At 72.6% G+C, this 24,650-nt stretch carries 20 protein-coding genes; 9 read left to right on the forward strand and 11 right to left on the reverse strand.

The annotated features are described in order from the left end of the window. The first annotated feature begins 190 nt into the window (after nucleotides 1-190). From IAG44_RS01760 to IAG44_RS01770, 3 genes are all read left to right on the forward strand, one after another. Nucleotides 191-3,739, forward strand: a complete 3,549-nt coding sequence (locus tag IAG44_RS01760) for a ThuA domain-containing protein (protein WP_187745361.1) — start codon at nucleotides 191-193, stop codon at nucleotides 3,737-3,739. 193 nt (nucleotides 3,740-3,932) lie between these two features. Then, nucleotides 3,933-6,761: a glycoside hydrolase family 2 TIM barrel-domain containing protein gene (locus IAG44_RS01765; protein ID WP_187745362.1), complete on the forward strand. Its 2,829-nt coding sequence runs from the start codon at nucleotides 3,933-3,935 to the stop codon at nucleotides 6,759-6,761. A gap of 16 nt (nucleotides 6,762-6,777) precedes the next feature. Then, nucleotides 6,778-7,746: an extracellular catalytic domain type 1 short-chain-length polyhydroxyalkanoate depolymerase gene (locus IAG44_RS01770; protein ID WP_187745363.1), complete on the forward strand. Its 969-nt coding sequence runs from the start codon at nucleotides 6,778-6,780 to the stop codon at nucleotides 7,744-7,746. A gap of 72 nt (nucleotides 7,747-7,818) precedes the next feature. On the opposite strand, the gene IAG44_RS01775 is transcribed toward IAG44_RS01770, so the two are convergent. The 10 genes from IAG44_RS01775 to IAG44_RS01820 are packed head-to-tail and all read right to left on the reverse strand — an operon-like array spanning nucleotide 7,819 to nucleotide 17,359. Then, nucleotides 7,819-8,880 (reverse strand): cytochrome P450, encoded by a 1,062-nt coding sequence (locus IAG44_RS01775; RefSeq protein WP_187745364.1) that lies wholly within the window; start codon nucleotides 8,878-8,880, stop codon nucleotides 7,819-7,821. Between the two features lie 2 nt (nucleotides 8,881-8,882). Continuing rightward, entirely contained in the window at nucleotides 8,883-9,557 is a 675-nt protein-coding gene (locus tag IAG44_RS01780; RefSeq protein ID WP_187745365.1) for an RraA family protein, read from the reverse strand. Further along, a complete protein-coding gene (locus IAG44_RS01785; protein WP_187745366.1) occupies nucleotides 9,554-9,829 on the reverse strand; it encodes an acyl carrier protein in 276 nt (91 codons plus the stop codon). The genes IAG44_RS01780 and IAG44_RS01785 overlap by 4 nt, the downstream gene beginning before the upstream one ends. Nucleotides 9,830-9,858: 29 nt before the next feature. Continuing rightward, nucleotides 9,859-11,064: an aminotransferase class III-fold pyridoxal phosphate-dependent enzyme gene (locus tag IAG44_RS01790; protein ID WP_187745367.1), complete on the reverse strand. Its 1,206-nt coding sequence runs from the start codon at nucleotides 11,062-11,064 to the stop codon at nucleotides 9,859-9,861. 12 nt (nucleotides 11,065-11,076) lie between these two features. Continuing rightward, complete coding sequence (locus IAG44_RS01795) at nucleotides 11,077-12,645, reverse strand: amino acid adenylation domain-containing protein (protein WP_187745368.1); 1,569 nt, start codon at nucleotides 12,643-12,645, stop codon at nucleotides 11,077-11,079. Next, nucleotides 12,642-13,367, reverse strand: coding sequence for a hotdog domain-containing protein (locus IAG44_RS01800; RefSeq protein ID WP_187745369.1), 726 nt, complete (start codon nucleotides 13,365-13,367; stop codon nucleotides 12,642-12,644). The genes IAG44_RS01795 and IAG44_RS01800 overlap by 4 nt, the downstream gene beginning before the upstream one ends. Beyond that, entirely contained in the window at nucleotides 13,364-14,377 is a 1,014-nt protein-coding gene (locus IAG44_RS01805; protein WP_187745370.1) for a hypothetical protein, read from the reverse strand. Before IAG44_RS01805 ends, IAG44_RS01800 begins: the two co-directional genes overlap by 4 nt. Beyond that, complete coding sequence (locus IAG44_RS01810) at nucleotides 14,374-16,083, reverse strand: AMP-binding protein (RefSeq protein WP_187745371.1); 1,710 nt, start codon at nucleotides 16,081-16,083, stop codon at nucleotides 14,374-14,376. Before IAG44_RS01810 ends, IAG44_RS01805 begins: the two co-directional genes overlap by 4 nt. Further along, on the reverse strand, nucleotides 16,080-16,337 hold the full coding sequence (locus IAG44_RS01815) for an acyl carrier protein (RefSeq protein WP_187745372.1): 258 nt from the start codon (nucleotides 16,335-16,337) through the stop codon (nucleotides 16,080-16,082). The genes IAG44_RS01810 and IAG44_RS01815 overlap by 4 nt, the downstream gene beginning before the upstream one ends. Beyond that, nucleotides 16,337-17,359: a ferritin family protein gene (locus IAG44_RS01820; protein ID WP_187745373.1), complete on the reverse strand. Its 1,023-nt coding sequence runs from the start codon at nucleotides 17,357-17,359 to the stop codon at nucleotides 16,337-16,339. The genes IAG44_RS01815 and IAG44_RS01820 overlap by 1 nt, the downstream gene beginning before the upstream one ends. A gap of 215 nt (nucleotides 17,360-17,574) precedes the next feature. Between IAG44_RS01820 and IAG44_RS01825 the strand changes: the two genes are divergently transcribed. Beyond that, the gene (locus tag IAG44_RS01825) at nucleotides 17,575-18,462 is read left to right on the forward strand and encodes a helix-turn-helix domain-containing protein (RefSeq protein WP_187745374.1); all 888 of its coding nucleotides are present in this window, start codon (nucleotides 17,575-17,577) and stop codon (nucleotides 18,460-18,462) included. Between the two features lie 685 nt (nucleotides 18,463-19,147). Here IAG44_RS01825 and IAG44_RS01830 read toward each other — a convergent pair. After that, a complete protein-coding gene (locus tag IAG44_RS01830) occupies nucleotides 19,148-19,720 on the reverse strand; it encodes an O-methyltransferase (RefSeq protein WP_246561370.1) in 573 nt (190 codons plus the stop codon). Between the two features lie 248 nt (nucleotides 19,721-19,968). Between IAG44_RS01830 and IAG44_RS01835 the strand changes: the two genes are divergently transcribed. The 5 genes from IAG44_RS01835 to IAG44_RS01855 all read left to right on the forward strand — a co-directional run bounded on the left by IAG44_RS01835 (nucleotide 19,969) and on the right by IAG44_RS01855 (nucleotide 24,507). Continuing rightward, the gene (locus tag IAG44_RS01835; RefSeq protein ID WP_187745375.1) at nucleotides 19,969-20,868 is read left to right on the forward strand and encodes an AraC family transcriptional regulator; all 900 of its coding nucleotides are present in this window, start codon (nucleotides 19,969-19,971) and stop codon (nucleotides 20,866-20,868) included. Continuing rightward, nucleotides 20,865-21,593: a PhzF family phenazine biosynthesis protein gene (locus IAG44_RS01840; protein WP_187745376.1), complete on the forward strand. Its 729-nt coding sequence runs from the start codon at nucleotides 20,865-20,867 to the stop codon at nucleotides 21,591-21,593. The genes IAG44_RS01835 and IAG44_RS01840 overlap by 4 nt, the downstream gene beginning before the upstream one ends. A gap of 104 nt (nucleotides 21,594-21,697) precedes the next feature. Continuing rightward, nucleotides 21,698-22,702 (forward strand): DMT family transporter, encoded by a 1,005-nt coding sequence (locus IAG44_RS01845; protein ID WP_246561373.1) that lies wholly within the window; start codon nucleotides 21,698-21,700, stop codon nucleotides 22,700-22,702. A gap of 49 nt (nucleotides 22,703-22,751) precedes the next feature. Further along, a complete protein-coding gene (locus tag IAG44_RS01850; protein ID WP_187745377.1) occupies nucleotides 22,752-23,939 on the forward strand; it encodes a pyridoxal phosphate-dependent aminotransferase in 1,188 nt (395 codons plus the stop codon). A gap of 130 nt (nucleotides 23,940-24,069) precedes the next feature. Beyond that, nucleotides 24,070-24,507 (forward strand): DUF2000 domain-containing protein, encoded by a 438-nt coding sequence (locus IAG44_RS01855; RefSeq protein ID WP_187745378.1) that lies wholly within the window; start codon nucleotides 24,070-24,072, stop codon nucleotides 24,505-24,507. Nucleotides 24,508-24,650 lie beyond the last annotated feature (143 nt).

Raw genomic sequence — 24,650 nt, forward strand, 5'->3', positions numbered from 1 at the left:
GCCGGACATCATCAACGAATACGCCGAAATCTGTTATCGCGTCGGCTCTTCCGCAGTCGCGCGCCGAATCTTGAAGACTGTTACGTGAAATGTGTTATGGATTCGGCCGCGCCCGAACCTTATTGACTGTTGTGTGAGGCCGCTGCATGCTGACCGCCCGTCATGGCGGTTCGCCGAAATAGGAGACGGCATGCGTCGCGTCATATTCATCTTCGGGGCGATCGTGAGCGTGCTTCTGTCGCTCGTCGTCGCCCAGCCGGCGTCAGCGGCGCCGGCCTTCCGCGCCCTGGTCTTCACGAAGACGGCCGGTTACCGGCACGATTCGATTCCGGCCGGTCTGACGATGCTCCGGGAGCAGGCGGCGGCGAACGACTTCGAGCTGGTGCACAGCGAGGACTCGAACGTCTTCACCCCGGCGAACCTCGCCACGTTCGACGTGCTCATCATGTTCCAGACGTCGGGAATGGTGTGGACCACGGCGGCCCAGCGGCAGGCGGTGGAGGGCTATCTCGCCAGTGGGAAGGGCATCGTGGCGATCCACAACGCCACGGACATGGGCATCGAGAACGAGTACCCGTGGTGGGACCAGACGATCAACGGCGGCGCGCACATGCCGGAGCACTCCCCCGGTGTGCTGGCGGGCACCGCCGTCGTCGCGGACAAGCAGCACCCGTCGACGGCCGGTCTGCCGGACCGGTGGAACCGCAGCGAGGAGTGGTACAACTTCGACCGCAATCCGCGCGGTGACGTCCATGTCCTGGTCACGGCGGACGAGCGCACCTACAACCCGGGACCTCGTGCGATGGGTCCTGACCACCCGATCTCCTGGTGCCGGAGCACCGGCGGCGGCCGGGTGTGGGCGACCGCCATGGGGCACGCCGCCGCGTCCTACAGCGAGACCCACTTCCGCAACCACGTCCTCGGGGGCGTGAAGTGGGCGGCCGGCAAGGCGTACGGCGACTGCGGCGGCACCGTGTGGGGCAACTTCAGCAAGCGCACCCTGGACGACAACACGGCGGACCCGATGGCGCTCGCGGTCGCCCCGGACCGGCGGGTGCTCTACGTCCAGCGGTCCGGGCAGGTGAAGATCTTCAAGCCGGCCACCAACAGCACCGTGACCGCCGGCACGCTCAGCGTCTACACCGGCGGCGAGGACGGCCTCACCGGCCTGGCACTGGACCCCGGCTTCGCCGACAACGGCTACGTGTACCTGTACCACTCCCCGGCCGGCGTCCCGAACGACATCAACCGGGTCTCCCGGTTCACGCTCACCGGCGACACCCTGAACATGTCGAGCCAGAAGACGGTCATCGACATCCCCGCGACCCGGGACCGCACCGCCCCCGAGCCCGGACACACGGGCGGGTACATCGAGTTCGGGCCCGACGGAAACCTCTACATCGGCACCGGGGACGACGTCCCGCCGAACCTCGACCCCAACTGGCAGGGCTACGCCCCGCTGGACTGGCGGGCGGGCAAGGCCAACCTCGACGCCGCCCGTACCGCCGGCAACACCAACGACCTGCGGGGCAAGCTCCTGCGCATCCGGCCGTCGGCCGACGGCGGCTACACCGTCCCGGCGGGCAACCTCTACCCGCAGGGCACGGCGCAGACCCGGCCGGAGATCTACGCGATGGGCTTCCGCAACCCGTTCCGCTTCTCGATCGACCCGGCCACCGGCTGGGTGTACCTCGCCGACTACGGCCCCGACCGCAACCCGCCCACGACGAACCGGGGTCCCGAAGGGCTCGTCGAACTCAACGTCATCAAGGCCCCGGGCAACTACGGCTGGCCGTTCTGCCACGGGAACAACCAGGCGTACGCGCCCTACAACCCGAGCACCGGCGTCGTCGGCGCCAAGTTCAACTGCAACGCGCCGGTCAACAACTCACCGAACAACACCGGCCTGACCAGCCTCAAGCCGATCGTCGCGCCGAACATGTGGTACGGCTACGGCGTCTCGCCGGAGTTCCCCGAACTCGGTTCCGGCGGCTCGGGGCCGATGGGCGGGCCGGTCTACCGCTACGACGCCGCGAACCCGTCCGCCACGAAGTTCCCGCCCTACTACGACGGGGTCCACTTCTTCTACGAGTGGTCGCGCCACACCGTCAAGGAGGTCCACTTCGACTCCGCGACCGCGGTCACCCGGACCAACTCCTTCATGCCGTCGAGTAAGTTCCTCAAGCCGATGGACATGGAGTTCGGGCCCGACGGCTCGCTGTACGTGCTCGAATGGGGCACCAACTTCGGCGGCGGCAACAACGACTCGGGGCTCTACCGCATCGACTACAGCCGGGGCGACCGGGCGCCGGTCGCCAAGGCCGCCGCGACGCCCACCAACGGGAGCGCGCCGCTGACCGTGCAGTTCAGCAGCGCCGGGTCCACGGCCCCGGATCCCGGCGGCACGCTCACCTATCACTGGACGTTCGGCGACGGCACCACGTCCACGGCGGCGGGCCCGTCGCACACCTACACCGCCAACGGCAACTACACCGCCCAGCTCAGGGTCACCGACAGCACCGGCGACACGGCCTTCGCGAACGTGCCGATCACCGTGGGCAACACCGCGCCGGTCGTCACCGTCACCGTTCCGGCCGACGGCGGCATGGTGGACTTCGGGGACCGCGTCCCGTACAAGGTGTCCGTCTCGGACCCCGGCGGCGCGCCCGTCGACTGCGCCAAGGTGTTCGTCAACCCCGCGCTCGGCCACGACGACCACCAGCACGAGACCACGGACTACCCGGGGTGTTCGGGCACCATCGACACGACGCTGCTCGGCGGGCACCCCGACGACGCCAACCTGTACTACGTCCTCAACGCCCGCTACACCGACGACGGCGGCCCCGGCGGGGCGAGCCCGCTCACCGGCTACGCGCACGCGACCCTCCAGCCCAAGCACAAGCAGGCCGAGTTCTTCACGAGCCAGTCGGGCGTGCAGGTCGCCGCGCACTCCGGTGCGGAGAGCGGCAAGCGGGTCGTCGGCGCCTCCGACGGCGACTGGATCGCGTTCGACCCGATGAGCCTGTCGGGCATCACGAACGTCCGCTACCGGCTGTCGTCGCCGGGCGGCGGCGGATCGATCGAGCTGCGCGCCGGCTCCCCGACCGGCACGCTCCTAGCGACCACGCCGGTGCCCGCCACCGGCGACCTGAACACCTACCAGACCACGCCAGCGGTGAACACCGCCGCTCTCGCCGGCTCACACGTGCTCCATCTGGTGTTCAAGGGCACGTCGGACACCTCGTTCAGCCTCGACTCGATCGTCTTCGGCGGCAGCGGGGTCGGTGAACCGGGCAACGGTGGTGGTGTGGGCGGTCGGACGTGGACGGTCGCGGCGCAGCACAGCGGCAAGTTCATGGACGTCAGCGGCGTCTCGACCGCCGACGGCGCCCAGGTCGTCCAGTGGCCGGCCACCGGCAACACCAACCAGCAGTGGCAGGCCGTCGACGCCGGTGGTGGCGCCGTCTACCTGAAGGCGATGCACAGCGGGAAGTGCCTCGCCGTCACGGGCGGGTCCACCGCCCAGGGCGCGTTCCTCCAGCAGTCCACCTGCGACAACGGCGACCCGCAGAAGTTCGTCGTCACCCCCACCAGCACGGCGGGCATCTACACGGTGAAGAGCCGGCCCAGCGGGCTGTGCGTCGACGTCAACGGCGGCTCGACGGCCGACGGCGCGCGGCTCCTGCAGTGGACCTGCCACAACGGCACCAACCAGCAGTGGCGGTTCACCGCGGTGTAGCGCACCGGCCGGGAACCCGGAGGGGCCGCCCCCCGTCGGCGGCCCCTCCGGCGTGCCGCTCCTCGGGGCCGGCGCTACCGCCCTCTTGTATTCGATTCATTCGACTCCTAAGGTCGTCGTCACTCCCCAAGATCGCTCCTGAACTGCTGTGTTGTGCGCGGAAGCGCTTCGACAACGGAAGCCTGGAGACCTCATGCAGCTGTCACGTCGTGGCGTTCTGATCCTCGGCGCCGTCGGCGCGGCCGTCACCGGCGGCCTGCCCACGGCCCCGGCACGGGCCGCCGAGGCCGGAACGGCCGGCGCGGCGGACGCCGCCGCGCGCACCGAGCGCCTGTATCTCTCCGGAGAGGACGCCGACCACCCGGTCGACTGGGACTTCCTGTGCACCAGCGGTCGGCGCAGCGGCAGCTGGGGCACCATCCCGGTCCCGTCGAACTGGGAGTTCCACGGGTACGGCACCTACAACTACGGGTGGAACCTGCGCCCGGAGGAGAAGGGCCGCTACCGGCACACCTTCACGCCGCCCGCCCACTGGCACGGCAGACGCGTCTTCCTCGTCTTCGAAGGGGCGATGACCGAGACGGAGGCGTGGGTCAACGGCGAGCCGGCGGGCCCCGTCCACCGGGGCGGCTTCTACCGGTTCCGCCACGAGGTGACCGGCGCACTGCGCCCGGGGCGGGACAACCTCCTGGAGGTTACCGTCAGCAAGGAGTCCACCGACGACTCCGTCAACCGGGCCGAACGCCTGGGCGACTACTGGAACTTCGGCGGCCTCTACCGCCCCGTCCACCTGGAGGCGTTCCCCCTCCAGCACATCGAGCGCGTTGCCGTGGACGCCCGCGCCGACGGCACCTTGCGGATCGACGCACACCTGTCGGGCACCGGCTCCGCCGACCGCCTCGTGGCACGAGTCACCGACCTCTCCGGGCGCCCGGTCGGCACCCCGTTCACCGCGGCGGTCGCGCCCGGCGACACGACGGTGACCCTCAGGACGGCCGTCGACTCCCCGCAGCGGTGGACGGCGGAGACCCCGCACCTCTACCGCGTCGAGGTCGCGCTGCGCGCCGGCGCCCGTACCGTCCACCGCGTCGACGAGAGGTTCGGCTTCCGGACCGTCGAGGTGCGCCCCGGCGACGGCGTGTACGTCAACGGCGTCAAGATCCTCCTCAAGGGAGCCAACCGGCACACCATCTGGCCCACGTCCGGCCGGGCGACCAGCGCCCGCGTCAGCCGCCAGGACATCCTGCTGATGCGGGAGATGAACATGAACGCGGTCCGGATGTCCCACTACCCGCCGGACACGCACTTCCTCGACCTCGCCGACGAACTCGGGCTGTACGTGCTCGACGAACTCGCCGGCTGGCAGAAGTCCTACGACGAGGCGGCGGGCCGGCCCCTCGTCGCCGAGATGGTCGCCCGTGACGTCAACCACCCGTCGATCCTGTTCTGGTGCAACGGCAACGAAGGCGGCTGGAACACCGCCCTCGACGGCGACTACGCCCGCCACGACCCCCAGCAACGCGCCGTCCTGCACCCCTGGGCCAATTTCGGCGGCATCAACACCGACCACTACGAGACGTACGACAGCACGCGCCGCATCCTCCAGGAACAGGGCGACGTCTTCATGCCCACCGAGTTCCTGCACGGCCTCTACGACGGCGGCGCCGGCGCGGGCCTCGACGACTACTGGAAGCTGATGGGCCGTGAACGGCTCTCGGCCGGCGGCTTTTTGTGGTCGCTGATCGACGAGGGCATCGTCCGCGACGACCTCGGCGGCGCCGTCGACGTGGCGGGCAACGCCGCGCCCGACGGCATCCTCGGCCCCTTCCGGGAGAAGGAGGCCAGCTTCTACACGATCAAAAACATCTGGTCCCCCGTCCAGCTCGCCGAGCCCGAGCGGTTCGCCTCCGGCCGTCTGCCGGGCGACTTCGACGGCCGGATCGGCCTCACCAACCACTACGCGTTCACCAACACCCGCACCTGCCGGTTCACTTGGCGGCTCCTGGACTTCCGCACCCCGTCGCAGCGCCGGGACGGCCACACCGTGCGCGCCCAGGGCACCGCCTCCGCCCCGGACATCGAACCCGGCGCGCAGGGCGTGCTGCGCCTGCCCCTCCCGTCCGGCTGGCGGCGCGCCGACGCCCTGGCGCTCACCGTCACCGACGCCGACGGCCGCGAGATCCGCGGCTGGACATGGACCACCGCGTCCGCCGCCGACCAGGCCCGACGGCTGGTACGGACGGGCCCGGGACCGGCCGTGCACGGCACCCAGGCGGGCGACACCCTCACCCTCACGTCCCGCCACACCACGGTCACCCTCGACGCCACGACGGGCCTGCTGGCCGGCGTCACCCACCGGGGAAGGGACTTCGCGCTGTCCCGGGGCCCGCTGCCCACCGCCGGAACAGCCGACCTCACCCGCCTCACGCACGGGCCCGACGGCAACGGCTACACGGTCGAGGCGGAGTACTCCGGCGCCCTGCGCCACGTCCGGTGGCAGCTGCACCCCAGCGGCTGGCTGCGGCTGGACTACCGCTACCACCTCACCGGCGAGCACGACTTCCTCGGCGTCGGCTTCGACCACCCCGAAGAGCGGGTGACCGGCGTGACCTGGCTCGGCCACGGACCCCACCGGGTGTGGAAGAACCGGCTGCGCGGCGTCACGACGGACGTCTGGACGAAGCGGTACAACGACACCGCGACCGGTGCCGACGGCTGGGTGTACCCGGAGTTCAAGGGCTACCACGCGGCCGTCCGCTGGGCGTCCCTGCACACCACCGCCGGACGGCTCACCGTCGTCTCCGAGGACGACGACCTCTACCTCCGCCTCTTCACCCCCCGGTTCGGACCCGACCCCCGCCACACCGCGCCGCCCTTCCCGAACGGGGACCTGTCCTTCCTCGACGCGATCCCGGCGATCGGCACCAAGTTCGACCCGCCGGCCGCGCTCGGCCCCAGCGGCGGCCCCACCACGGCGACGGGCGACTATGGCCGGACCTTGTACTTCTCGTTCTCCCGATAGAGAAAGGACACCCCCAATGTCCCGGAAGTCCAAGAAGAGAAGCGTCGCGGACGTACTGGTGGCCCTGCTGATGGCGATCTCGCCGCTGCTCGGGGCGCTCGCGCTGACCGGCGCCTCGGCCACCACCGCGTCGGCCGCGTCGCTGACCGAGGTGACCGGCTTCGGCAGCAACCCCGGAAACCTGCGGATGTACGTCTATCGGCCCGACCGCGCTCCGGCGCGCCCGGCGGTGCTGGTGGCGGTGCACTACTGCACCGGCACGGGGCCCGCCTTCCACTCCAACACGGAGTTCGCGCGCCTGGCCGACCGGTACGGATTCATCGTCGTCTACCCGGACGCCAACGTCAGCGGGCAGTGCTTCGACGTCTCCTCGCCCCAAGCGCTCAGGCACGACGGGGGCAGTGACCCCACGAGCATCGCCCAGATGGTCCGGCACACCGTGCGGACGATGAACGCCGACGCGGGCCGCGTCTACGTCACCGGCGCCTCGTCCGGTGCGATGACGACCAACGTCCTGCTCGGCGACTACCCCGACCTGTTCAAGGCCGGTGCGGCGTTCTCGGGCGTGCCGTTCGGCTGCTTCGCCACCACCAACGGCTCCGGCTGGAACAGCGACTGCGCGAACGGCAGGATCACCAAGACCCCGCAGGCGTGGGGCGACCTCGTCCGGGGCGCCTACCCGGGATACACCGGCCCCCGGCCGCGCATGCAGTTGTGGCACGGCACCACGGACACCACGCTGCACTACGTGAACTTCGGTGAAGCGATCAAACAGTGGACCAACGCCCTCGGAGTGAGCCGGACCCCGGCCCTCACCGACTCCCCGCAGTCCGGCTGGACCCGCACCCGCTACGGCTCCACCGGCGCACACGCGCCGGTCGAGGCGATCAGCGTCCAGGGCGTCGGGCACACCCTGCCCGCCGCCGGTATGGCGGCCCGCGCCATCGCCTTCTTCGGCCTCGACGGCTCCGGCGGCCCCAACTAAGCAGTGGCGCCTCGGCTGACCGAACGGTCCCGGCCCGACCGGAGACTCCTCCTCCGGAAGGGCACGGGACGGTCAGCCCAGTGTCATGACGAGCCGGGCCGGCTGCTGGAAGACGTCTCCGCCGGTGCGGGCGTCCTCGCCGGCGGGCTGGGACACCGTGGGGAAGCGCCGGACCAGCGCGGTGAGCAGGGTCTCCAGTTCGGCGAGCGCCAGCCGGGCTCCCGCGCAGGCGTGGTGGCCGGTGCCGAAGGTCATGACGGGGTGTCCGGGGCGGCCGGGCTCGAAGGCGTCGGGGCGCTCGAACACGTGTGGATCACGGTTGGCGGCGGCGAGGTCCAGCTCGACCACGGCGCCGCGGGGCAGCCGAAGCGGCCCGACCTCGGTGTCGCGGGAGGCGAAGCGGACGGTCCTCCGCAGCGGGGAGAGCCACCGCAGCGCCTCCCGGACGACCTGCGGCGCGGAGAGCTTCCCGTCGCGCAGGGCCTGCCACGTGCCCGGGTGGCGGAGCAGGCAGACCATGAGGTTGCCCGTCGCCGACGCGGTGGTCTCGACACCCGCCGCGAGGAGGAGCAGGGCGGTCCGGATCACGGTGTCGGTTGCGGCGGCGCCCGGGGACGGGCCCACGCGTTCGGTCAGCAGGCTCAGCAGAGTGCCGGGCGGTGGCTGCTCGCGCAGGCACCGCCGCAGGTAGCCGTCCAGTTCGTCACGGGCCCCGGCTGCCTCGACCGGCGGTCCGGGGGTCGCTATGTGGGCGACGATCGGCCGCAGCCGTGCCCACACCCAGTCCGCGTCCCCCTCCGGGCAGCCGAGCACCCGCAGGACGACCCGGGTGGGCAGCCGGCGGCCGACGGCCGCCACGAAGTCGACCGGGTTCCCCCGGGGCAGGGCGGAGACGAGATCCCGGACCACGGGGTCGACGGCGTGGGACTGCCACCGCGTCATGTGGCCCGGCGCGAACCAGGTGACGTGGGAGCGCAGCTCGCGCCGGCGGGGGCCGTCGACGTCGATCGCGGTCGGCCCGAACAGCTGGCGGGTCGCCCGGAACGGGTGGTCCACGGTGAAGTGCGGGCTGCGCAGCACCTGTTGGACCGACCGGTGGTCGCTCAGCAGCAGCGCGGGCGGCCGGGTCAGCATCGTCAGACCTCGAACCGCAGCGGGGCCCGGCCCGCCAGGAAGTCGTGCAGCCCGCACAGCTCGCCCAGGGTCTCGCCGCCCCGCAGCTTGCCCTTCAGCTCCTCCTCCCGTTCGGCCAGCAGCACCGCGGCGCGCAGCACGGCGCTGACGTACCGCTGGGTGACGGCCAGGACGCCGTCGCCGTCCGCGAAGATCCAGTCGCCGGGACGCAGGGTGCACGAGCCCAGCGTGATGTCTTCCGGGACCTCGCGGGCCGGGATCCTGGCGGTCTTCGCCGACACGTAGGTCACCTGGGAGCTGAACACCGGGAAGGCGAGCTCGGGCAGCGAGTCCACGTCGCGGACGGCGCCGTCCACGATCAGGCCGGCGAGGCCGCGCTGTTTGCAGGCGGTGACGAAGATGTCCCCGGCCAGGGCCTCCGAGCGTGCCGTCGTGTTGTGCAGCACGATCACCGAGCCCGGCGGCGCCAGGTCGAGGGCCTGCAGGCCGGGCAGCATGTCGTTGTCCGTCGCCACGGGGAAGGCCGGCCCTGCGGCGCTCAGTCCCGGGGTGCGCGAGCGCAGGGGCGCGTCGACCACCGTGGTGACGTCGGGGGCCGCGTCGTGCAGCAGGGCGCAGCCGAGCCTGTCGAACAGCGACGCCAGCCGGCGTACCGCCACCTCGTCCAGCACCGTCATCCGGTCACCTCCGTGGTCGCGGCCGTGGCGGCCGAGTGGACCATGTCGTACAGGCCGTTCATCGTGTAGAAGGAGCTGATCGAGTAGTTCTCCACGGGGATGTCCTGGCCGGTCAGTTCCTCCAGGAAGACGATCAGTTCCACCAAGCGCAGTGAGTCGATCAGCCCGAGGACGAAGAGGTTGTCGTCGGGGCCGAAGTCGGCCGGTTCCCCCGGGTTGTGCTCGACCAGGAAGTCCTGGACGGCACTGACGAATTCCGTGCGGTCGGGCATCATCTCTGCTTCTCCGTATCTGTGCGGGCTCAGATCGACGCGGCGGGGCGGGCGTCCGCGGTGACCTCGGCGGACACCGCCTCGGTCAGCGTGTCCAGGGCGTCCGCCAGTTGGCCGGGGGGTGTCGTCACGGGCGGGGCCACCCGGATCCGCTCGCCGCCGTGCCCGCCGACGAACGCGATGACGCCGCCCAGGAAGCAGCGGCGGACGACGGCCCGGCTGAGCCCTCGCGGCAGCTCGAACGACAGCGTCGGACCGGTCACGTGGACGCGGCGGACGCCGTCGAGGTCCGCCAGGGTGCCAGCGGTGGCGCGCAGCAGCCGTTCGGCCCCGGCCGCGAGGTCGGCGACCGGGGTGGCGTCCAGGTAGCGGGTCACCGAGGCCGCGGCCCGGTGGCCGAGCACCCCGGTCTGGAAGGTGTGCGCGAGGCGTACCGGGTCCGGCGCGCCGTGGCCCAGGCCGCTGTCGAAGACGACCGCGGAGAGCGGATAGACGCCGTTGGTCATGGACTTGCTGAACAGCAGGATGTCGGGGGTCAGGCCCCACGACCGGGCGACGCTGAGTTCGCCGTGCCGGTAGTAGCCGCTCTGCACCTCGTCGGCGATCACCACGACGCCGGCCGTCCGGGCCTGTTCCGCCAGGCCGCGCAGCCACTCCTGGGGCAGTGGTACGTACCCGTTGGCCCCTTGCACGGGTTCGAACAGCAGACACGAGTACGGTCCCCAGTCCGGTGCCGGGGCGCCCGGGGCGAGGAAGTCGACGTGCCGCGCCAGGGCGGTCACGCCGGGGCCGGCCTGGAGGGCGATGTCGTGCTGGATCCCGGTGACGGCCAGGGTGTCCTGGCCGAGCCCGTGGAAGGCGCCTTCCATGGCCAGGATCCGGCCGGGCCGGGCGCGGGCCGCCAGGGCGAGCGCGGTCGACACGGCGAAACTGCCGCCGATCTGGAACAGGACCCGGTGGTCGGGCAGGCCGAGCCGTTCGCACAGCCAGTCGGCGACCGTGTCGGCCTCCGGCGGGTAGAAGCAGCCGGAGATGTCGGCCGTCATGCCGGCGGCCGGGTCGATGTCGGGGTTGCGGTGACCGAAGTTGACCGCGCCGTACGCGCTCATGAGGTCGGTGTAGTCGTGCGGCGCCTCCCCCGGGGCGGCCAGGGTGAGCGTGGCGTTGCGTGCGCCCAGTAACACGTGGTCGCGGGAAATGACCTGGGATTCGTCGAGCAGACTGCGCCGTGGCATGCCCATCATCTCTCAGTCGGAGGAGTCGTCACGCGCGAGGTCCGCGCCGATCAGTGCTGCCAGAGCCGCCCGGTCGAGCTTGCCGTGCACCGACAGCGGCAGGGCCGGGACGAACAGGACGTGGCGGGGCACCATGTAGTCCGGCAGCTGCTCCTGGCAGAAGGAGCGCAGGCCGGGCCGGGTGAGCCGGCCGGGCCCGGTGGGCACCACGACGGCCGCCAGTTCGTCGCCACCGCCGGTGTCCACCGTGAGGGCGGCGGCGTGCGCCACGTCGGCGTGCTCCAGCAGCACCCGTTCGAGCTCGGCGAGTTCCACCCGGTTCCCGCGGACCTGGACCTGGAGGTCGCGCCGCCCGAGGTACGTGAACTCCCCGTCCTCGGTCAGGCGTGCCAGGTCGCCGGTGCGCAGCACGGGCTCCGGGGCCATGGGGCGCAGCGGATCGGGGACGAGGGCCGCTCGGGTGGCCGCGGGGTCCCCCCAGTAGCCGCTGAACAGCGTCGTCGCCCGCAGGTACAGCTCACCGCTCCCGCCGGGCTTGGTGACCTCCTCGCCCGACTCGCCGATCAGCAGCAGTTCGGCGCCGTCGTGCGCCTGGCCGATGGGCATCTCCTCCCACGCGTCCGGAAGGGGTCGGGGCAGGTCCCGGAACGAGCACTGGATGGACTCCGACTGCCCGTAGCCGTGGGTGAGCCGCACGCCGGGGAAGAGGTCGGCGAGCCTGCGTACCTGGTCCCCCGGGAAGTGCTCGCCGGTGAAGTGGATGCCGGTGACGCAGGCCGGCACCTCGGTGTGCGGCCCGGCCGTCGCCAGCAGCGGCCGCCAGATGGACGGCACTGCGCTGACGTGGGTGACCTGGTGCTCCGCCAGGTGGCGCAGCATCCGCCGGGGATGGTGCACGAGGATCCGCGGCACCTGGACCAGGGTGGCGCCGGAGCCCAGGGCGAGGCAGAGGTCGAGGATGCTCAGGTCGAAGCTCAGGGGGGAGAACGTGGCGACCCGGGCGGTGGAGGGGAGTGCGAAGTGCCCGGTCAGCGCCCGGACGAAGGCGACGAGCGCGCGGTGCGAGTTGGTGATGCCCTTGGGGCGCCCGGTCGTCCCGGAGGTGAAGACGATGTACGCCGGATCCGTGCCGAGCGTCCGCCGCCGGGCGCCGGGGTGTTCGGGACACGCGTCGTAAAACCGCAGGCCGTCGGCGGTGACGTCGGCGACGCGGGCCGCCGGCACCGGGAGCGGCCGGGCGTCGGGGCCGTCCGGCGCCCGCAGCCAGGCGGTGGCCGTCACGTGGTCGAGGATCTGCCGGACGCGGTGCTCGGGGGTGTCCGGCGACACCGGTACGTACACCGCGCCCGCCATGGAGCAGGCGAGCAGCACGCCCACCGCCTCCGGGACGGGGTCGAGGCTCACCAGGACGCGTTCGCCGTCGGTGATCCCGCGCCGCACGAGTTCGGCCGCGCACGTACGCGCGTACCGGGCCAGGCGCCCGCGGGTCCAGCGGCCGGTCGGACCGTCGACGGCCTCCTGGTCGTCGGCGCCGGGCAGCAGGACGTCGTGGAGCAGCGGGTCCGTGGGAAAGCCGTTCACCGCGTCTCCTTCGGGAAGTCGAGGCAGTCGACCAGTCTGCGCAGCGCCGTGGTGTCGCCGTCGAGCCGGACGTCGGGGTGGGCGGCCACCTCGTCGAGGGTCCGGCGCCGGCGGCTCAGGTCGTGCCAGGGTGCGGCCGGGCCCCGGTAGACGACGGTGAGGTCCGCGTCCCAGCCCCGGTCGCCGGTGAGGCCGTGCGGGGTGGCGCGGATCGTCCACTTCCCGTTCGGCACGTCCTCCAGGTGGAGGCCCAGCACCACGTCCGAGCCGATCCGCTCCGGCCGGTACACCCGATGCAGCGGCTCCATCCAGCGGTCGGTGGCGACGGCGACGAGGATGCCGCGTCCCCGGAAGGAGACCGGGCCGTCGACGGCACCGCCCTCGACGACGACGGTCAGCCGGCGGCCGGAGGTCCGCTCGACGCCGCCCCGCAGGTGCAGCGGCCGCTCCACCGGGGTGGGGTGGAGGTAGTCGATCTCCACGTGGACGGTCATGGTCGGGTTGTCGGCCGCGGCCATCCCGATCAGGGCCAGCGCCTCGTCGACCAGCGCGGCGAGGTAGCCGCCGTGGGCGATGTCGGGTGCGCCCGCGGCATGAGCGGGTACGGTGTGCTCGCCCGCGGCGTCGCCGTCCTGCCAGGTCATCCGCAGGCCGAGGCCCCGGTCGTTGCCGCTGCCGCAGCCGTAGCAGCCGGGGTAGTGCTCCAGCGCCGCCGTACTCATGGGGTGCGGTCCTCTCTGCTCACCCGGGTGTCCACCTCGGCCGGGCAGCCGCCGTCCGGGCCGTGGGTCGCGAGCGCCGGCCGGGGCGGTCCCGCGAGGGGGATGAGCCGGTTGCTGGTGGAGCCGTGGCAGAACTCCTCGAAGTCCGGCCGGTCGGTGCCGTCCAGGCGGGCGAAGGAGCACAGCCCGGGGTCCAGTGCTTTCTCCACCCCGTCCTCGTCGACGCACTCCAGCCGCCCGTGGTTGAGGAACGACATGACCCCGAGCAGGACGGTCCGCCGGGCCTGCGCCGGTATGCCGAGCCGACGGCACTCCTCCTCCATCAGCAGGCTGCCTCCCACGCAGTCGGCCGTGCCCAGTTGCCGCAGCCGTGCGGTGTCCGAGGCGAGTTCGAACGGGAGGGACTGGAAGCGGAAGTCCTCCACCAGCCACCGCATCAGTTCCCGCAGGCGACCGGAGAGCAGGGTCCGCCGGACCCCGGCGGTGGTGAGCCGCCAGGTGAGTTCGATCGGCCCCGGTGCGCCGGTGACCTCGAGCGAGGTGGCGGTGACCTCGGGCGGCGGATGCCCGGACAGTTGTCGCACGTGCCCGCCGTACGCCTCCGGGACCGGTTTGACCACGCGCCACCGGTCTTCGCCTGCGCAGCGCGCGGGGTCGCCGCAGCCGGCCCGCAGCCGCAGCGTCCAGTCCAGGGGCCGCAGCCAGGTCGCGGGGTCGGCGCGGGCCAGCCGGGTCACGAAGTGCGCGGCGTACTCGGGCAGCGAGCGGCGGGTGCCCGAGTACAGGCCGAGGTTGTAGATGTCGTGGCCGTCGAACCGCTCGGCTCCCTCCGGGCCTTCGCAGGGCAGTCCCTCGCGGATCAGCAGGTCCAGTGTCCGGTCGTCGCAGCGCAGTGTCGTCGACACGGTGGCCCGGCTCTGGTCGGCGCGGCGGTAGGGGGCCGGGACGGGGATCAGCGCGGCCAGCGAGTCCAGCCACAGCTGGTCGCTGCGCGGTGCCGTGGTCGTCATGACACCTCCACCCGGTCCGCCGCGTCCGGGGTGTACGCGATCACGTCGTCCGGTCGCTCCTCCCCCGTCAGGCGCTGCCACAGCAGTCTGCGGCGCGGTTTGCCGCTGGTGGTGCGGGCGATGGCGCCGGGCGGGCCGTGGAACAGCAGCCGGCGCACCTCCGCGCCGACGCAGGCGCGGAGCACCGCGGACACGGCGTCCCAGGGCACCTGTGTTCCGCCGTCGGCGTCCACGCGGCCCTCGATCAGCAGCACGGCGGTGTCGCCGGAGGCGTCGGTGCCGAGCAGGGCGGCGACCCGGTGCCGGGCCGGGTCGAGACAGTCGGCCACCCGCTCCTCGACGTCCTCGGCGAAGACGGTGCGGCCCCGGACCTTCAGGGCGTCGCCCATCCGGCCGACGACGAACAGTTCGCCGTCGCGGAGGAAGCCCGCGTCGCCGGTCCGCAGCCGGCCGTCCCCGTCCGTCACCGGGCGGATCCCGTCGCGGTGGCGCAAGCCGCTCGCCACACAGGGGCCGCTGACGGTGATCTCGCCGATCCGGCCCTCGGGCGCGTCGCGGCCGTCCTCGTCCAGGATCCGGATCTCGGCCCCGGCGAGCGGCGCGCCGCACCCCACCAGCGGGCTCTCGACGGCGGCGCTGGGGGCCGTCGCCCGCAGCGGTACCGGGCGGCCCGCCGGCGCTCGTGGTCCGGCCGGCGCGGGACAGACCCGCACCCCGCCCCCGGGCCGGACACCGGTGACGGCCAGCGTGCTCTCGGCCAGGCCGTAGGCGGGACACAGCGCGGCCTCGTCGAAGCCCCACGGTCGCAGCGCGGCGGCGAACCGGCGCAGCAGTGCGGGTGCGATCCGCTCGGCGCCCACGATCACGGACCGCCAGCGGCTGAGGTCCCACCCGTCGAGCGCCCGCGGCCGTGCGGTGACGTACCGCAGGGCGTGCGCCAGGCCGAACGAGGGGGTCGCGGTCAGCGTCGCGCCGTGCACGCCGAAGCACTCCAGCCACAGCAGTGGTGAGCGCACGAACCGCACCTGGCTGAGGGCCAGCACGCTCGTCCCGGTCACCACCGGCGTGAGCAGGCAGCCGATCAGTCCCATGTCGTGGTGGACGGGCAGCCAGGTGGCCGTGGTGTCGCCCGGCCGCATGCCCAGCCATCCGGCGATGCCCGCCAGGTTGGTCTCCAGGCTCTCCCGGCTCACCTCCACCGCGCGTGGATCGCCGGTGGATCCCGAGGTGAACTGCAACAACGCCGTCTCGGCGGCGGGCGGCCGGACAGGCGGCGGGGCAGCGCTGCGGAGCTGCCCGACGGTGAGGAGCGGGACACCGTCACCGATCGGCCGGCACGCCTGTCCGACCGGTTCCAGGCCGTCGGCGTCGGTCAGGACGGCGCTCGGCCCGGCCGCCCGCAGCAGCCGGCTCGTCTGCTCCACGTACGTCGCCGAGCCGGCGAAGACCGTCGGCGGAGCGATCGGGTTGGGGGTGGCGCCGGCGGCCAGCGCCCCGAAGAAGGCGACGACGAAGTCATGGCCGGTGGGAAGGACGACCGACACGACGTCGCCGGACCGGATCCCGGCGTCGCGCAGCCCTCCCGCGACCCGCAGCACCGCTTCGGCGGTGGAGCGGTGGCTGTGCCGCTGCCAGCCGTCACCGGCGCGGAAGCTGATTCCGGCGCTCTCCGCCGGGTCGTCGAGCCAGCCGAGCAGCGACGTCATGCGCCGTCCCCGGCGAGCTTGCCGACCAGTTCCTCGACGTCCCCCACGGTGACGATGTCGAACATCGCGGTCTCCTCGACCTCGTCGATCGCGAACCGCTCCTCCAGGGCCACGGCCAGCTGGATCAGTTGCAGGGAGTCGAAGCCGAGGTCGTCGGTGAGTCTGGCCGTCCCGGTCACCGTCCCCGGATCCGTCCGTCCGACCTCGGTGACGATGGCGCGGACCTGTTGCGTGATGGTCTCCTGCGAGAGCACTAACGCCCCTTTCCGGTTCCGCCGGCCGCCTGCTGGGCCAGCCGGGTGGGATGACGCACGCCGTGCAGTTCCTCGTACTCGTCGACGGCCGCCGCGCAGTCGGCGTACCAGGCTCGGCGGGCGGACCCGGTGAGGTCCCGCAGGCCGATCCGCGCCAGGCGCCGGTGCAGGGCGTCGGCCGCGGCGTCCCACTGCCCGGCCAGCAACCGCCCGTGCCGGGCGACGGCGAACGGCAGCGCGAGCGTGGTCAGGCGCCGTTCGGGATCCACCAGGGCCCGGGCCACCACCGGCATGCTCTGGACCACCTCCTCCGCGATGGCGTCCCGGTAGCCGCTGCGGACGCCTTCGCGCAGCGCGATGTTCCCGAAAGCCGCGTGCCGGGCCTCGTCGCGCGCCACTCTGGCCAGGCCCTCCGACAGGGCCGGCAGCCCGGGCACGGCGCGTACGGCGTCGCTGATCGAGTGAAGCAGCGTCATCGCGAGGACGCCCTCGGCCATCAGGTGGTACAGGGTCACCGCCCGGTACCAGTCGGCGGGATCGCCGTCCGGCCCGACCTCGGCGGTGCGCTCCACGAGCCGACGTTCGACGACGTCGGCCAGTGCCTCGGTGCGCCGGCCCTCGGTGTGCAGGTCGTCCGGGCGGTGCTGCCCGGCGCCGGTGAGCGCGTCCAGGCAGCGCTGGAAGAACAGCGTGTGCCGGGCCTCGTCGGCGAGTTGGGTGCACAGGAACAGCTGGTAGTCGTACCGGGGTGCCGCGTGTGCCAGCGGGGCCAGCGTCTCGGTCACGGAGACCTCGCCCAGGAAGAGACCGCTCAGCCCGGCCAGCAGCCCCGTCCGGACGACGTCGGGCAGCGCGTCCCAGGCGGGGCGGTCCGCGGCCAGGTCGAGGTCGGCGATCCGCCAGTTGCGCTGCTCCCACCCGTCGTACAGGCCGAGCGCCCCGGCCCTTTCCTCTTCACGCAACCCCTCGGACTCGTCGGACTCGTCGGTTCTTGCCTCGAACGTGGTGTCCGGCACCGTCACTCTGCCTTCCTCGGGCTTCTTCGGGCTTCCTCGGGTCGGCGGCGGAAGCCTCGTCGCGCCCTGCTCGCTCCGAGCCTGCTGGAGTGCCGCCGGGGGACGTATTGAAGAAATTCGCACTCCTGTGCGTCATCGATGGCTGAGAAGCGTCTGTGGTGACGACTTGGTGCAGCATTAAACTGATTTGCCGCCGGGTACCTTGCGGAGGAGTCACCCGCATGCGTCACTGGACCTTGCTCCCCGACCACTCCCATCCCACCGCCACCCCGCAGGCACGAGGCGGGGGCTGCGACTGCCGGCGCTACCGGATCAGCCGGGGCGGACGTCAGCGGTGGCTCCAGGCGCCCACCGGCTGGACGACGTTCACCGTGGCGTTCAGGGGCGAGCTGCGTATCAGCGGGCCGATGGGCGAGGCGAGCGGGACGCAGTCGTTCTCCTCGTCGCTGGCCGGACCGCACACCCGGGCCAGGCTCAGGGAGCACGGCGGCTCGTACATCGGCCTCGAAGTCGCCCTGCCGCCGTGGGAGGCGTTCCGGACCTTCGGCGTCACCATGCACGAGCTCGCCGAACAGGTCGTCCAGCCCGGCCAGTTGCTGGGGAGGAGGTTCGACACGCTGGTCGCCGCTCTGGCCGCGACCCGGCGGTGGGAGGAACGCCTTCACCTCCTCGACGTCAGGCTGGAGGAGTGGGCCGCCACCGGGCCCGGGTACTCCCCGGGCATCGTGGGCGCGTGGCAGGAACTGGCGCGCAGTTCGGGCACGATCCCCATCGGGCGGCTGGTCGCCGGGACTCAGTGGAGCTGGCGCCAGCTGCAGGAGCACTTCCGCGAGCAGATCGGCCTGCTGCCCAAGGCGGCGGCCCGCGTGTTACGGCTGCGGAGGGCGCTGATGCTGCTGACCGCCGACCGCCCGCCGGCCGGGGTCGCGACCGTCTGCGGCTTCAGCGACCAGGCCCACCTGACACGCGAGCTCAAGGCGATGACCGGCCGTACCGCGCAGTGGTACCTGCGCGGGCGGGGTACGGCGGGCGGCGGGCCGCGCGGGGCCCTGACCGGGGCCGGGCCCGCGTGGCCGGCGGACACCGAGGAGCGCCTGCTCATCCTGTGACCGGCGGCAGCCGACCACGGGACGGGGCGGCCGACCGCGGGGCAGGGTGGGCAATTCGGGCACGGGCGGGGCACGGGCACAACGGGCGGCGGGCCGCGCGGGGCCCTGACCGGGGCAGGGTCCGCGTGGCCGGCGGACACCGAGGAGCGCCTGCTCATCCTGTGACCGGCGGCAGCCGACCACGGGACGGGGCGGCCAGCCGCGGGGCGGGGCGGGCAATTCGGGCACGGGCACAACGGGCGGCGGGCCGCGCGGGGCCCTGACCGGGGCAGGGCCCCGCGTGGCCGGCGGACACCGAGGAGCGCCTGCTCATCCTGTGACCGGCGGCAGCCGACCACGGGACGGGGCGGCCAGCCGCGGGGCGGGGCGGGCAATTCGGGCACGGGCGGGGCACGGGCACAACGGGCGGCGGGCCGCGCGGGGCCCTGACGGGGGCCGGGCCCGTGTGGCCGGCGGACGCCGAGGAGCGGCTGCTCATCCTGTGACCGGCGGCGGCCGACCACGGGACGGGGCGGCCGACCGCGGGGCGGGGCAGCCAGCCGCGGGGGGCGGGCAGTTCGGGCACGGACGGGTGGTGTGGGCCGGGGCGGCGGGCGAGGTGGCCGAGCTGCGGCTGCTCGCGCAGCGGGCGGAGGCGGCGGGGCGCAGGTCAGCGGGCAGGCGGGCAGGCGGGCAGGCGGGCAGGTCAGCGTCTCGTGGCGACGATCAGCCCCGACGACCAGTTCAGCCGCGTCGCGGTCAGGCGCTCCTCGCCGAGCAGCCGGTCCACCAGCGCCGCCACCCGAGGGCCGTGGCCCGCCGGCCAGGTGGGTTGCGGCAGCAGGTCGTCCACGACGTAGAGCGCCCCCGGGGCGAGCAGGTCCAGCGTTTCGTCGAGTCGGTCGAACTTGCCGGCCCAGGTGTCGGCGAAGACCAGGTCGAAGCGCTCGCCCACCAGCTTCCCGATCAGCTCGCCGGCGTCACCGTGGACGGACCGCAGCCGTGCGTCGTGCGCGAGGTGACGACGGGCCACCGCCACGAGCGCTTCGTCGTGCTCCACCGTCAGGAGCGTGCTGTCGGCCGTCATCCCGTCCAGCAGCCAGGCGGCGGACATGCCGGCGCCGGTGCCGAGTTCCAGGACCCGGCCGCCGGGCTTCGACGCCGCCAGCGTGCGCAGCAGCGCTCCGGTGCGCGGATCGCAGGACATGACGAAGCCCAGCCGGCCGCAGGACGCGGTGAGGGACGTCAGGACCTCGTCGAGCGCTGCGGTGTCCGCCACGACCGGTACTCCTCACGACACTGGGCGGGGTCCAGGACGACCGCGCGCGACACCTCTCAACTCCCGGCGCGGCAGCGCTGGTTGACCCATGCCCATGGTAGCCCGGACGGCTCGCCGACGAACCGGCGTGCGCCCCGGCACGCGCTCGGACGGGCAGGCGATTCCCTCCGCAGGCACACCTGAATCAGCACAATCGGCCAGAGTCTCGGCGTCGCGGGGCGCAGGGCGGCTCCCGCTATAGTCGGGCCATGGGCAAGCCCAAGGACTTATCGACGTTCTGGATGCCACCGGTCAACGGAGTCGAGGTGCTCCACGCCCACTTCAGGCAGCACCAGTACCCGCGTCACACCCACGAGGCCGCCACCGTCGCGCTCATGGACAGCGGCGCGGCCTCCTTCCTCTACCGGGGTGAGATCCACACCGCCGCCGCGGGCGATGTGTTCCTGATCAACCCCGGTGAGGTCCACACCGGTTGGCTCGCCCACCCGCAGGGCTACCGCTACCGGGTGCTGTACCTGGGGGCGGGGGCCCTGGAGCAGTTCCACGGCGAGGACCCGGCGGACCCCGGGCGGCGCAGCCGTCCACCGGCGTTCCGGGAGACCGTCGTCCAGGATGCGCGGCTCGCCGCACTGCTGGACCGTACCCACCACGCGCTGAAACCGGCCTCCCCCGGTGCCGACGACCGGCTTCTCCAGGAGGAGTTGTTCGCGGAGCTCGGACAGGTGCTGGGCAACTGGTACGCCGAGCCGGGATCCACCGGCTCCGGGCCTGGCCCGAAGGGCGGGAACCGGGCCGTGTCGGTCGCCCGGGAGTATCTGGAGTCCCGGCTGGCGGAGAAGGTCTCGCTGCTCGAACTCGCCGGGGTCGCCTGCGTCAGTCCGTTCCGGCTGTCACGGTTGTTCAACGCCGAGCTGGGCATGCCGCCGCACGCCTTCCAGATTCTCCTGCGGGTCAAGCAGGCCAGACGTCTGCTGGCCGGCGGGGGCCGCGCGGTGGACATCGCGCGCGAGGTCGGATTCTACGATCAGGCCCATCTGAACCGGGTGTTCAAGCGCTACACCGGGGTGACGCCCCACCAGTTCATGGTGGGCGCCACGGGAAGCGCCGGTCCCGCGCACTCCCCACGCCTCGTGGAGGAGGGGCCGTGACAGACGTGCACGTCCTGCGCGTCTTCACGGACGCGGACGGCCGGTTCGGCAATCCGCTCGGCGTGCTGCTGGGTGCGGCGGACTGGGCGGCGGACGAACGGCAGGAGCTGGCCGCCCGGCTCGGTTACAGCGAGACGGTCTTCGTCGACGACGCGTCGACCGGACGGCTGCAGATCTTCACGCCCGCCTGCGAACTGGCCTTCGCGGGCCATCCCCTGGTCGGTGTCGGTGCGCTGCTCGCGCGGACGACCGGCCGTCCGCCCCGGGAACTGCGTCCGGTGCGGCTCGCGGAGCCGGTGCCGGCGCGCACCGACCACGACGGGACGGTCTGGGTGCGCGGTGCGGTGGCGGACGCCCCGCCCTGGGAACACGAACGCCTCGCCGGCCCCGCCGAGGTCGAGGGCCTTGTCCCGCCCCCGCTGGGACGGTCGCCGTCGGCCGGGGAGGACAAGCGGTGGCGACGGACGCAGACGTGGGCCTGGCAGGACGAGGCGGCGGGCGAGGTCCGGGCCCGGGTCTTCGCCGCCGACTACGGGGTGGTGGAGGACGAGGCGTGCGGGTCCGCCTCCTTGCTGCTCAGCGCCTACCTGTCCCGCGAGCTGACGATCCGTCATGGACGCGGATCGGTGGTCAGGGCCCGCCCCCTCGGCACGGACCACGCCGAGATCGGCGGACGAGTGGTCCACGACGGTGTCCGGCAGGTGGCCCGGATGCCGCGGCCCTGATGCGCGGGGCCCTGATGTGCGGGGCCGGCCACCTCGCGCGAGGACGGGCATGAGGACGAGGACGAAGGCCGTGAGGAGCACGAGAACAAGGGATGAATGACGACGTGTTACAACGAACCGGCGGACAGGACGAACCGGACCCGCAGGCCGCCGGCGAAGCGCGCAGCGAGGACATCGGCGAGGGCGCGGGGGACGGCGGGAGGCCGGAGGCCGGCGCCTCGGTCTATGCGATGCTCACCCTCAACATGGCGTTGTGGGGCAGCGCCTTCCCCCTGTCGAAGGCGGCCGTCGAGGACGTCCCGCACCAGGTCGCCGCGCTGCTGAGGTTCGGTTTCGGCGGCCTGGCCATGCTGACGTGGCTGCTCGCCACCCGCGGCCGGATATCCCTGGGCCGAGGGGACCTGGCCCGTGCCGCGACCGCCGGTGCCCTGGGCGTCTTCGGTTACAACGCCCTGTTCTTCTGGGGGCTCTCGCTGGCGCCGTCGATCGACGGCAGCATCATCGTGCCGGTCTTCGCGCCGGTCCTCACCATCGCCTTCACGGTACTGATCCAGCGGGAGCGCACCTCGGCGGCCCGCGCCACCGGGCTCGCCCTGGGCATCGGCGGAGCGGTGGTCTTCCTGCTCGGCGTCGGCGGTCTGGCCGACGGGGACCGGCTGCTGGGCGACCTCATCTACCTGGCGGCGGCGGTGTCCTGGTCGGCGTACACCCTCGTGTCGAAGCGGATGCTCACCGGCGATCCGGTGCAGGCGACCGCCCTGGCGACGCTCAGCGGCTCGGTGATGCTCGCCGTCATGGCGCTGCCCGCGGTGCCCACCGTCGCGTGGGGAAGCCTGTCCGGGAACTTCTGGCTGGTGGTGGCCTACCTCGCCATCGGGCCGACGGCGGTGGCGTACGTCTTCTACTACCGGGGAGTGCGGGCGGTGGGACCCGCCACGGCCTCGGTGATGATGTTCCTGTCGCCGGTGTTCGGCGCGGGAGGCGCCGTGCTGTTCCTGGACGAGGGCATGAGCTGGACGCAGGGCGCCGGCGCGCTGCTGATGCTGGCCGGCGCGCTCCTCGCGGTGAGCGGGCGGTGGCTGCCGCGCCTGCGGAAGACCACGCCGTGAAGGCGGCACGTCATGACAGTCCTTGTCCCGGCCATCGTTCGGAGGCACCGTGACCGACGCGTTCATCGCCGCACGACTTCGTGAGTACGCCGGACCGACGATCTTCAGCGAGATGACCGCCCTCGCCCAGGAGACCGGTGCGGCCAACCTCGGGCAGGGGTTCCCGGACAGCGACGGCCCGCCCGAACTGCTCGATGCCGCCCGTGACGCGATCGCGCGGGGCATGAACCAGTACCCACCGGCCATCGGGCTGCCCGCGCTGCGGGGCGCGATCGCCGCGCGGCGCGCGGACGACCACGGCGTGAGCTACGACCCGGACCACGAGATCGTCGTGACGGCCGGGGCCACCGAGGCGATAGCCGCCGCGCTGATCGGGCTGTGCGACCCGGGCGACGAGGTGATCGTCTTCGACCCGCTGTACGACTCCTACAGCGCGTGCCTGGCCATGGCACAGGTGCGGCGGGTACCGGTCCTGCTGGAGTACGACGGCACCCGCTTCGCCTTCGACCCCGACGCGCTGCGCCGGGCCGTCGGCCCGCGCACCAAGGTGCTGCTGCTCAACACCCCGCACAACCCGACGGGCAAGGTGTTCGACGAGGCGGAACTCGAACTGATCGCCCGGCTGTGCGTGGAGCACGACCTGATCGCCGTCACCGACGAGGTGTACGAATACCTCGTGTACGACCGCGTGCGCCATCTCTCCCTGGCCGCGCTGCCGGGCATGCGGGAGCGCGTCCTGTCGATCTCGTCGGCCGGCAAGACGTTCAGCTCCACGGGCTGGAAGGTCGGCTGGGCCTGCGGCCCCGCCCGGCTGGTCGGCACGGTCCGCACCGTCAAGCAGTATCTGACCTTCGGCACCGGCACTCCGCTCCAGGCCGCCGTCGCCGTGGCGCTGACGGACTGCATGCCCTGGGTGGAGGAGCTGCGGGCGAGTCTGGAGCGCCGCCGTGACCTGCTGGTCGCCGGCCTGCGAGCGGGCGGCATCACCACGTACCCGAGCCACGGCACCTACTTCGTGCAGATGGACGCCCGGTCCTTCGGCAGCGAGGACGGGCAGGCGCTGTGCCGCGCCCTGGTGACGGAGGCGGGGGTGGCGGCCATCCCCAGCGTCGCGCTGTACGACGACAAGGCGGCCGGGCGCCATCTGGTCCGGCTCGCCTTCTGCAAGGACGAGGACCTGCTGTCCCGCGCTGCCCGGAGGCTGGCCGGCCACGCCCGTGCCGCCCGGCCCCTGTGACGCCGGTGGCACCCGTTCCGGAAAGGGCAAGAACGTCCAAGACTCCGTGTGCGCGACGCCGCGAGAATCACGGTGCGTGCGCGCTGGCGAAATGCGTGCCGCATTGCACGATTCAAGGAGGCATCACCACATGACCGACGAGAACTCGCCGACACGGGTGGTTTGGGAAACGAAGATCGCCGTGGTTCTGCGAGACGATCTCGAGACGTGGCAGAAGCTCAACATCACCGCGTTCACCGTGAGCGGCATCGCCGCCACGGTCGAGGACGTGACGGGCGAGCCGTACGAGGACGGCTCGGGTGTGGAGTATCTGCCGATGTTCCGTCAGCCGGTGCTGGTGTTCGCCACCGACGGTGACAAGCTCCGTCAGATCCATGAGCGCGCGCTGCGGCGCGAGATCCCGATGGCCGTCTACACCGAGGAACTGTTCGCCACCAACAACGACGAGGACAACCGGGCGCAGGTCCGGGCCGTTCCCTCCGAGAAGCTCAATCTGGTCGGCCTGGCCATGCGCGCCGACCGCAAGGCGATCGACAAGGTGGTCAAGGGCGCGTCGCTGCACCCCTAGCCCTGTCCGACCCCCTTTCCGTCGGCAGCCGGCGGTGGAGCTCTCCCGCGCCGGGGCGCTCCACCGCTGTCGGCGTGTGCCATCCGGCGACCATCCGATCGGCCGAGCACGATCATGCATCGTCAGGACCACAGCTGCGGGAG

This window comes from Streptomyces roseirectus, assembly GCF_014489635.1.
Classification (GTDB): domain Bacteria; phylum Actinomycetota; class Actinomycetes; order Streptomycetales; family Streptomycetaceae; genus Streptomyces; species Streptomyces roseirectus.

Excerpts from the sequence above, each read along its gene's own strand:
- IAG44_RS01835 (WP_187745375.1), top strand. The coding sequence starts at position 19,969 with ATGGGCAAGCCCAAGGACTTATCGACGTTCTGGATGCCACCGGTCAAC.
- IAG44_RS01800 (WP_187745369.1), bottom strand. The coding sequence starts at position 13,367 with ATGAGTACGGCGGCGCTGGAGCACTACCCCGGCTGCTACGGCTGCGGC.
- IAG44_RS01765 (WP_187745362.1), top strand. The coding sequence starts at position 3,933 with ATGCAGCTGTCACGTCGTGGCGTTCTGATCCTCGGCGCCGTCGGCGCG.
- IAG44_RS01770 (WP_187745363.1), top strand. The coding sequence starts at position 6,778 with ATGTCCCGGAAGTCCAAGAAGAGAAGCGTCGCGGACGTACTGGTGGCC.
- IAG44_RS01780 (WP_187745365.1), bottom strand. The coding sequence starts at position 9,557 with ATGACGGTGCTGGACGAGGTGGCGGTACGCCGGCTGGCGTCGCTGTTC.
- IAG44_RS01790 (WP_187745367.1), bottom strand. The coding sequence starts at position 11,064 with ATGCCACGGCGCAGTCTGCTCGACGAATCCCAGGTCATTTCCCGCGAC.
- IAG44_RS01855 (WP_187745378.1), top strand. The coding sequence starts at position 24,070 with ATGACCGACGAGAACTCGCCGACACGGGTGGTTTGGGAAACGAAGATC.
- IAG44_RS01775 (WP_187745364.1), bottom strand. The coding sequence starts at position 8,880 with ATGCTGACCCGGCCGCCCGCGCTGCTGCTGAGCGACCACCGGTCGGTC.
- IAG44_RS01805 (WP_187745370.1), bottom strand. The coding sequence starts at position 14,377 with ATGACGACCACGGCACCGCGCAGCGACCAGCTGTGGCTGGACTCGCTG.
- IAG44_RS01810 (WP_187745371.1), bottom strand. The coding sequence starts at position 16,083 with ATGACGTCGCTGCTCGGCTGGCTCGACGACCCGGCGGAGAGCGCCGGA.
- IAG44_RS01760 (WP_187745361.1), top strand. The coding sequence starts at position 191 with ATGCGTCGCGTCATATTCATCTTCGGGGCGATCGTGAGCGTGCTTCTG.
- IAG44_RS01785 (WP_187745366.1), bottom strand. The coding sequence starts at position 9,829 with ATGCCCGACCGCACGGAATTCGTCAGTGCCGTCCAGGACTTCCTGGTC.
- IAG44_RS01825 (WP_187745374.1), top strand. The coding sequence starts at position 17,575 with ATGCGTCACTGGACCTTGCTCCCCGACCACTCCCATCCCACCGCCACC.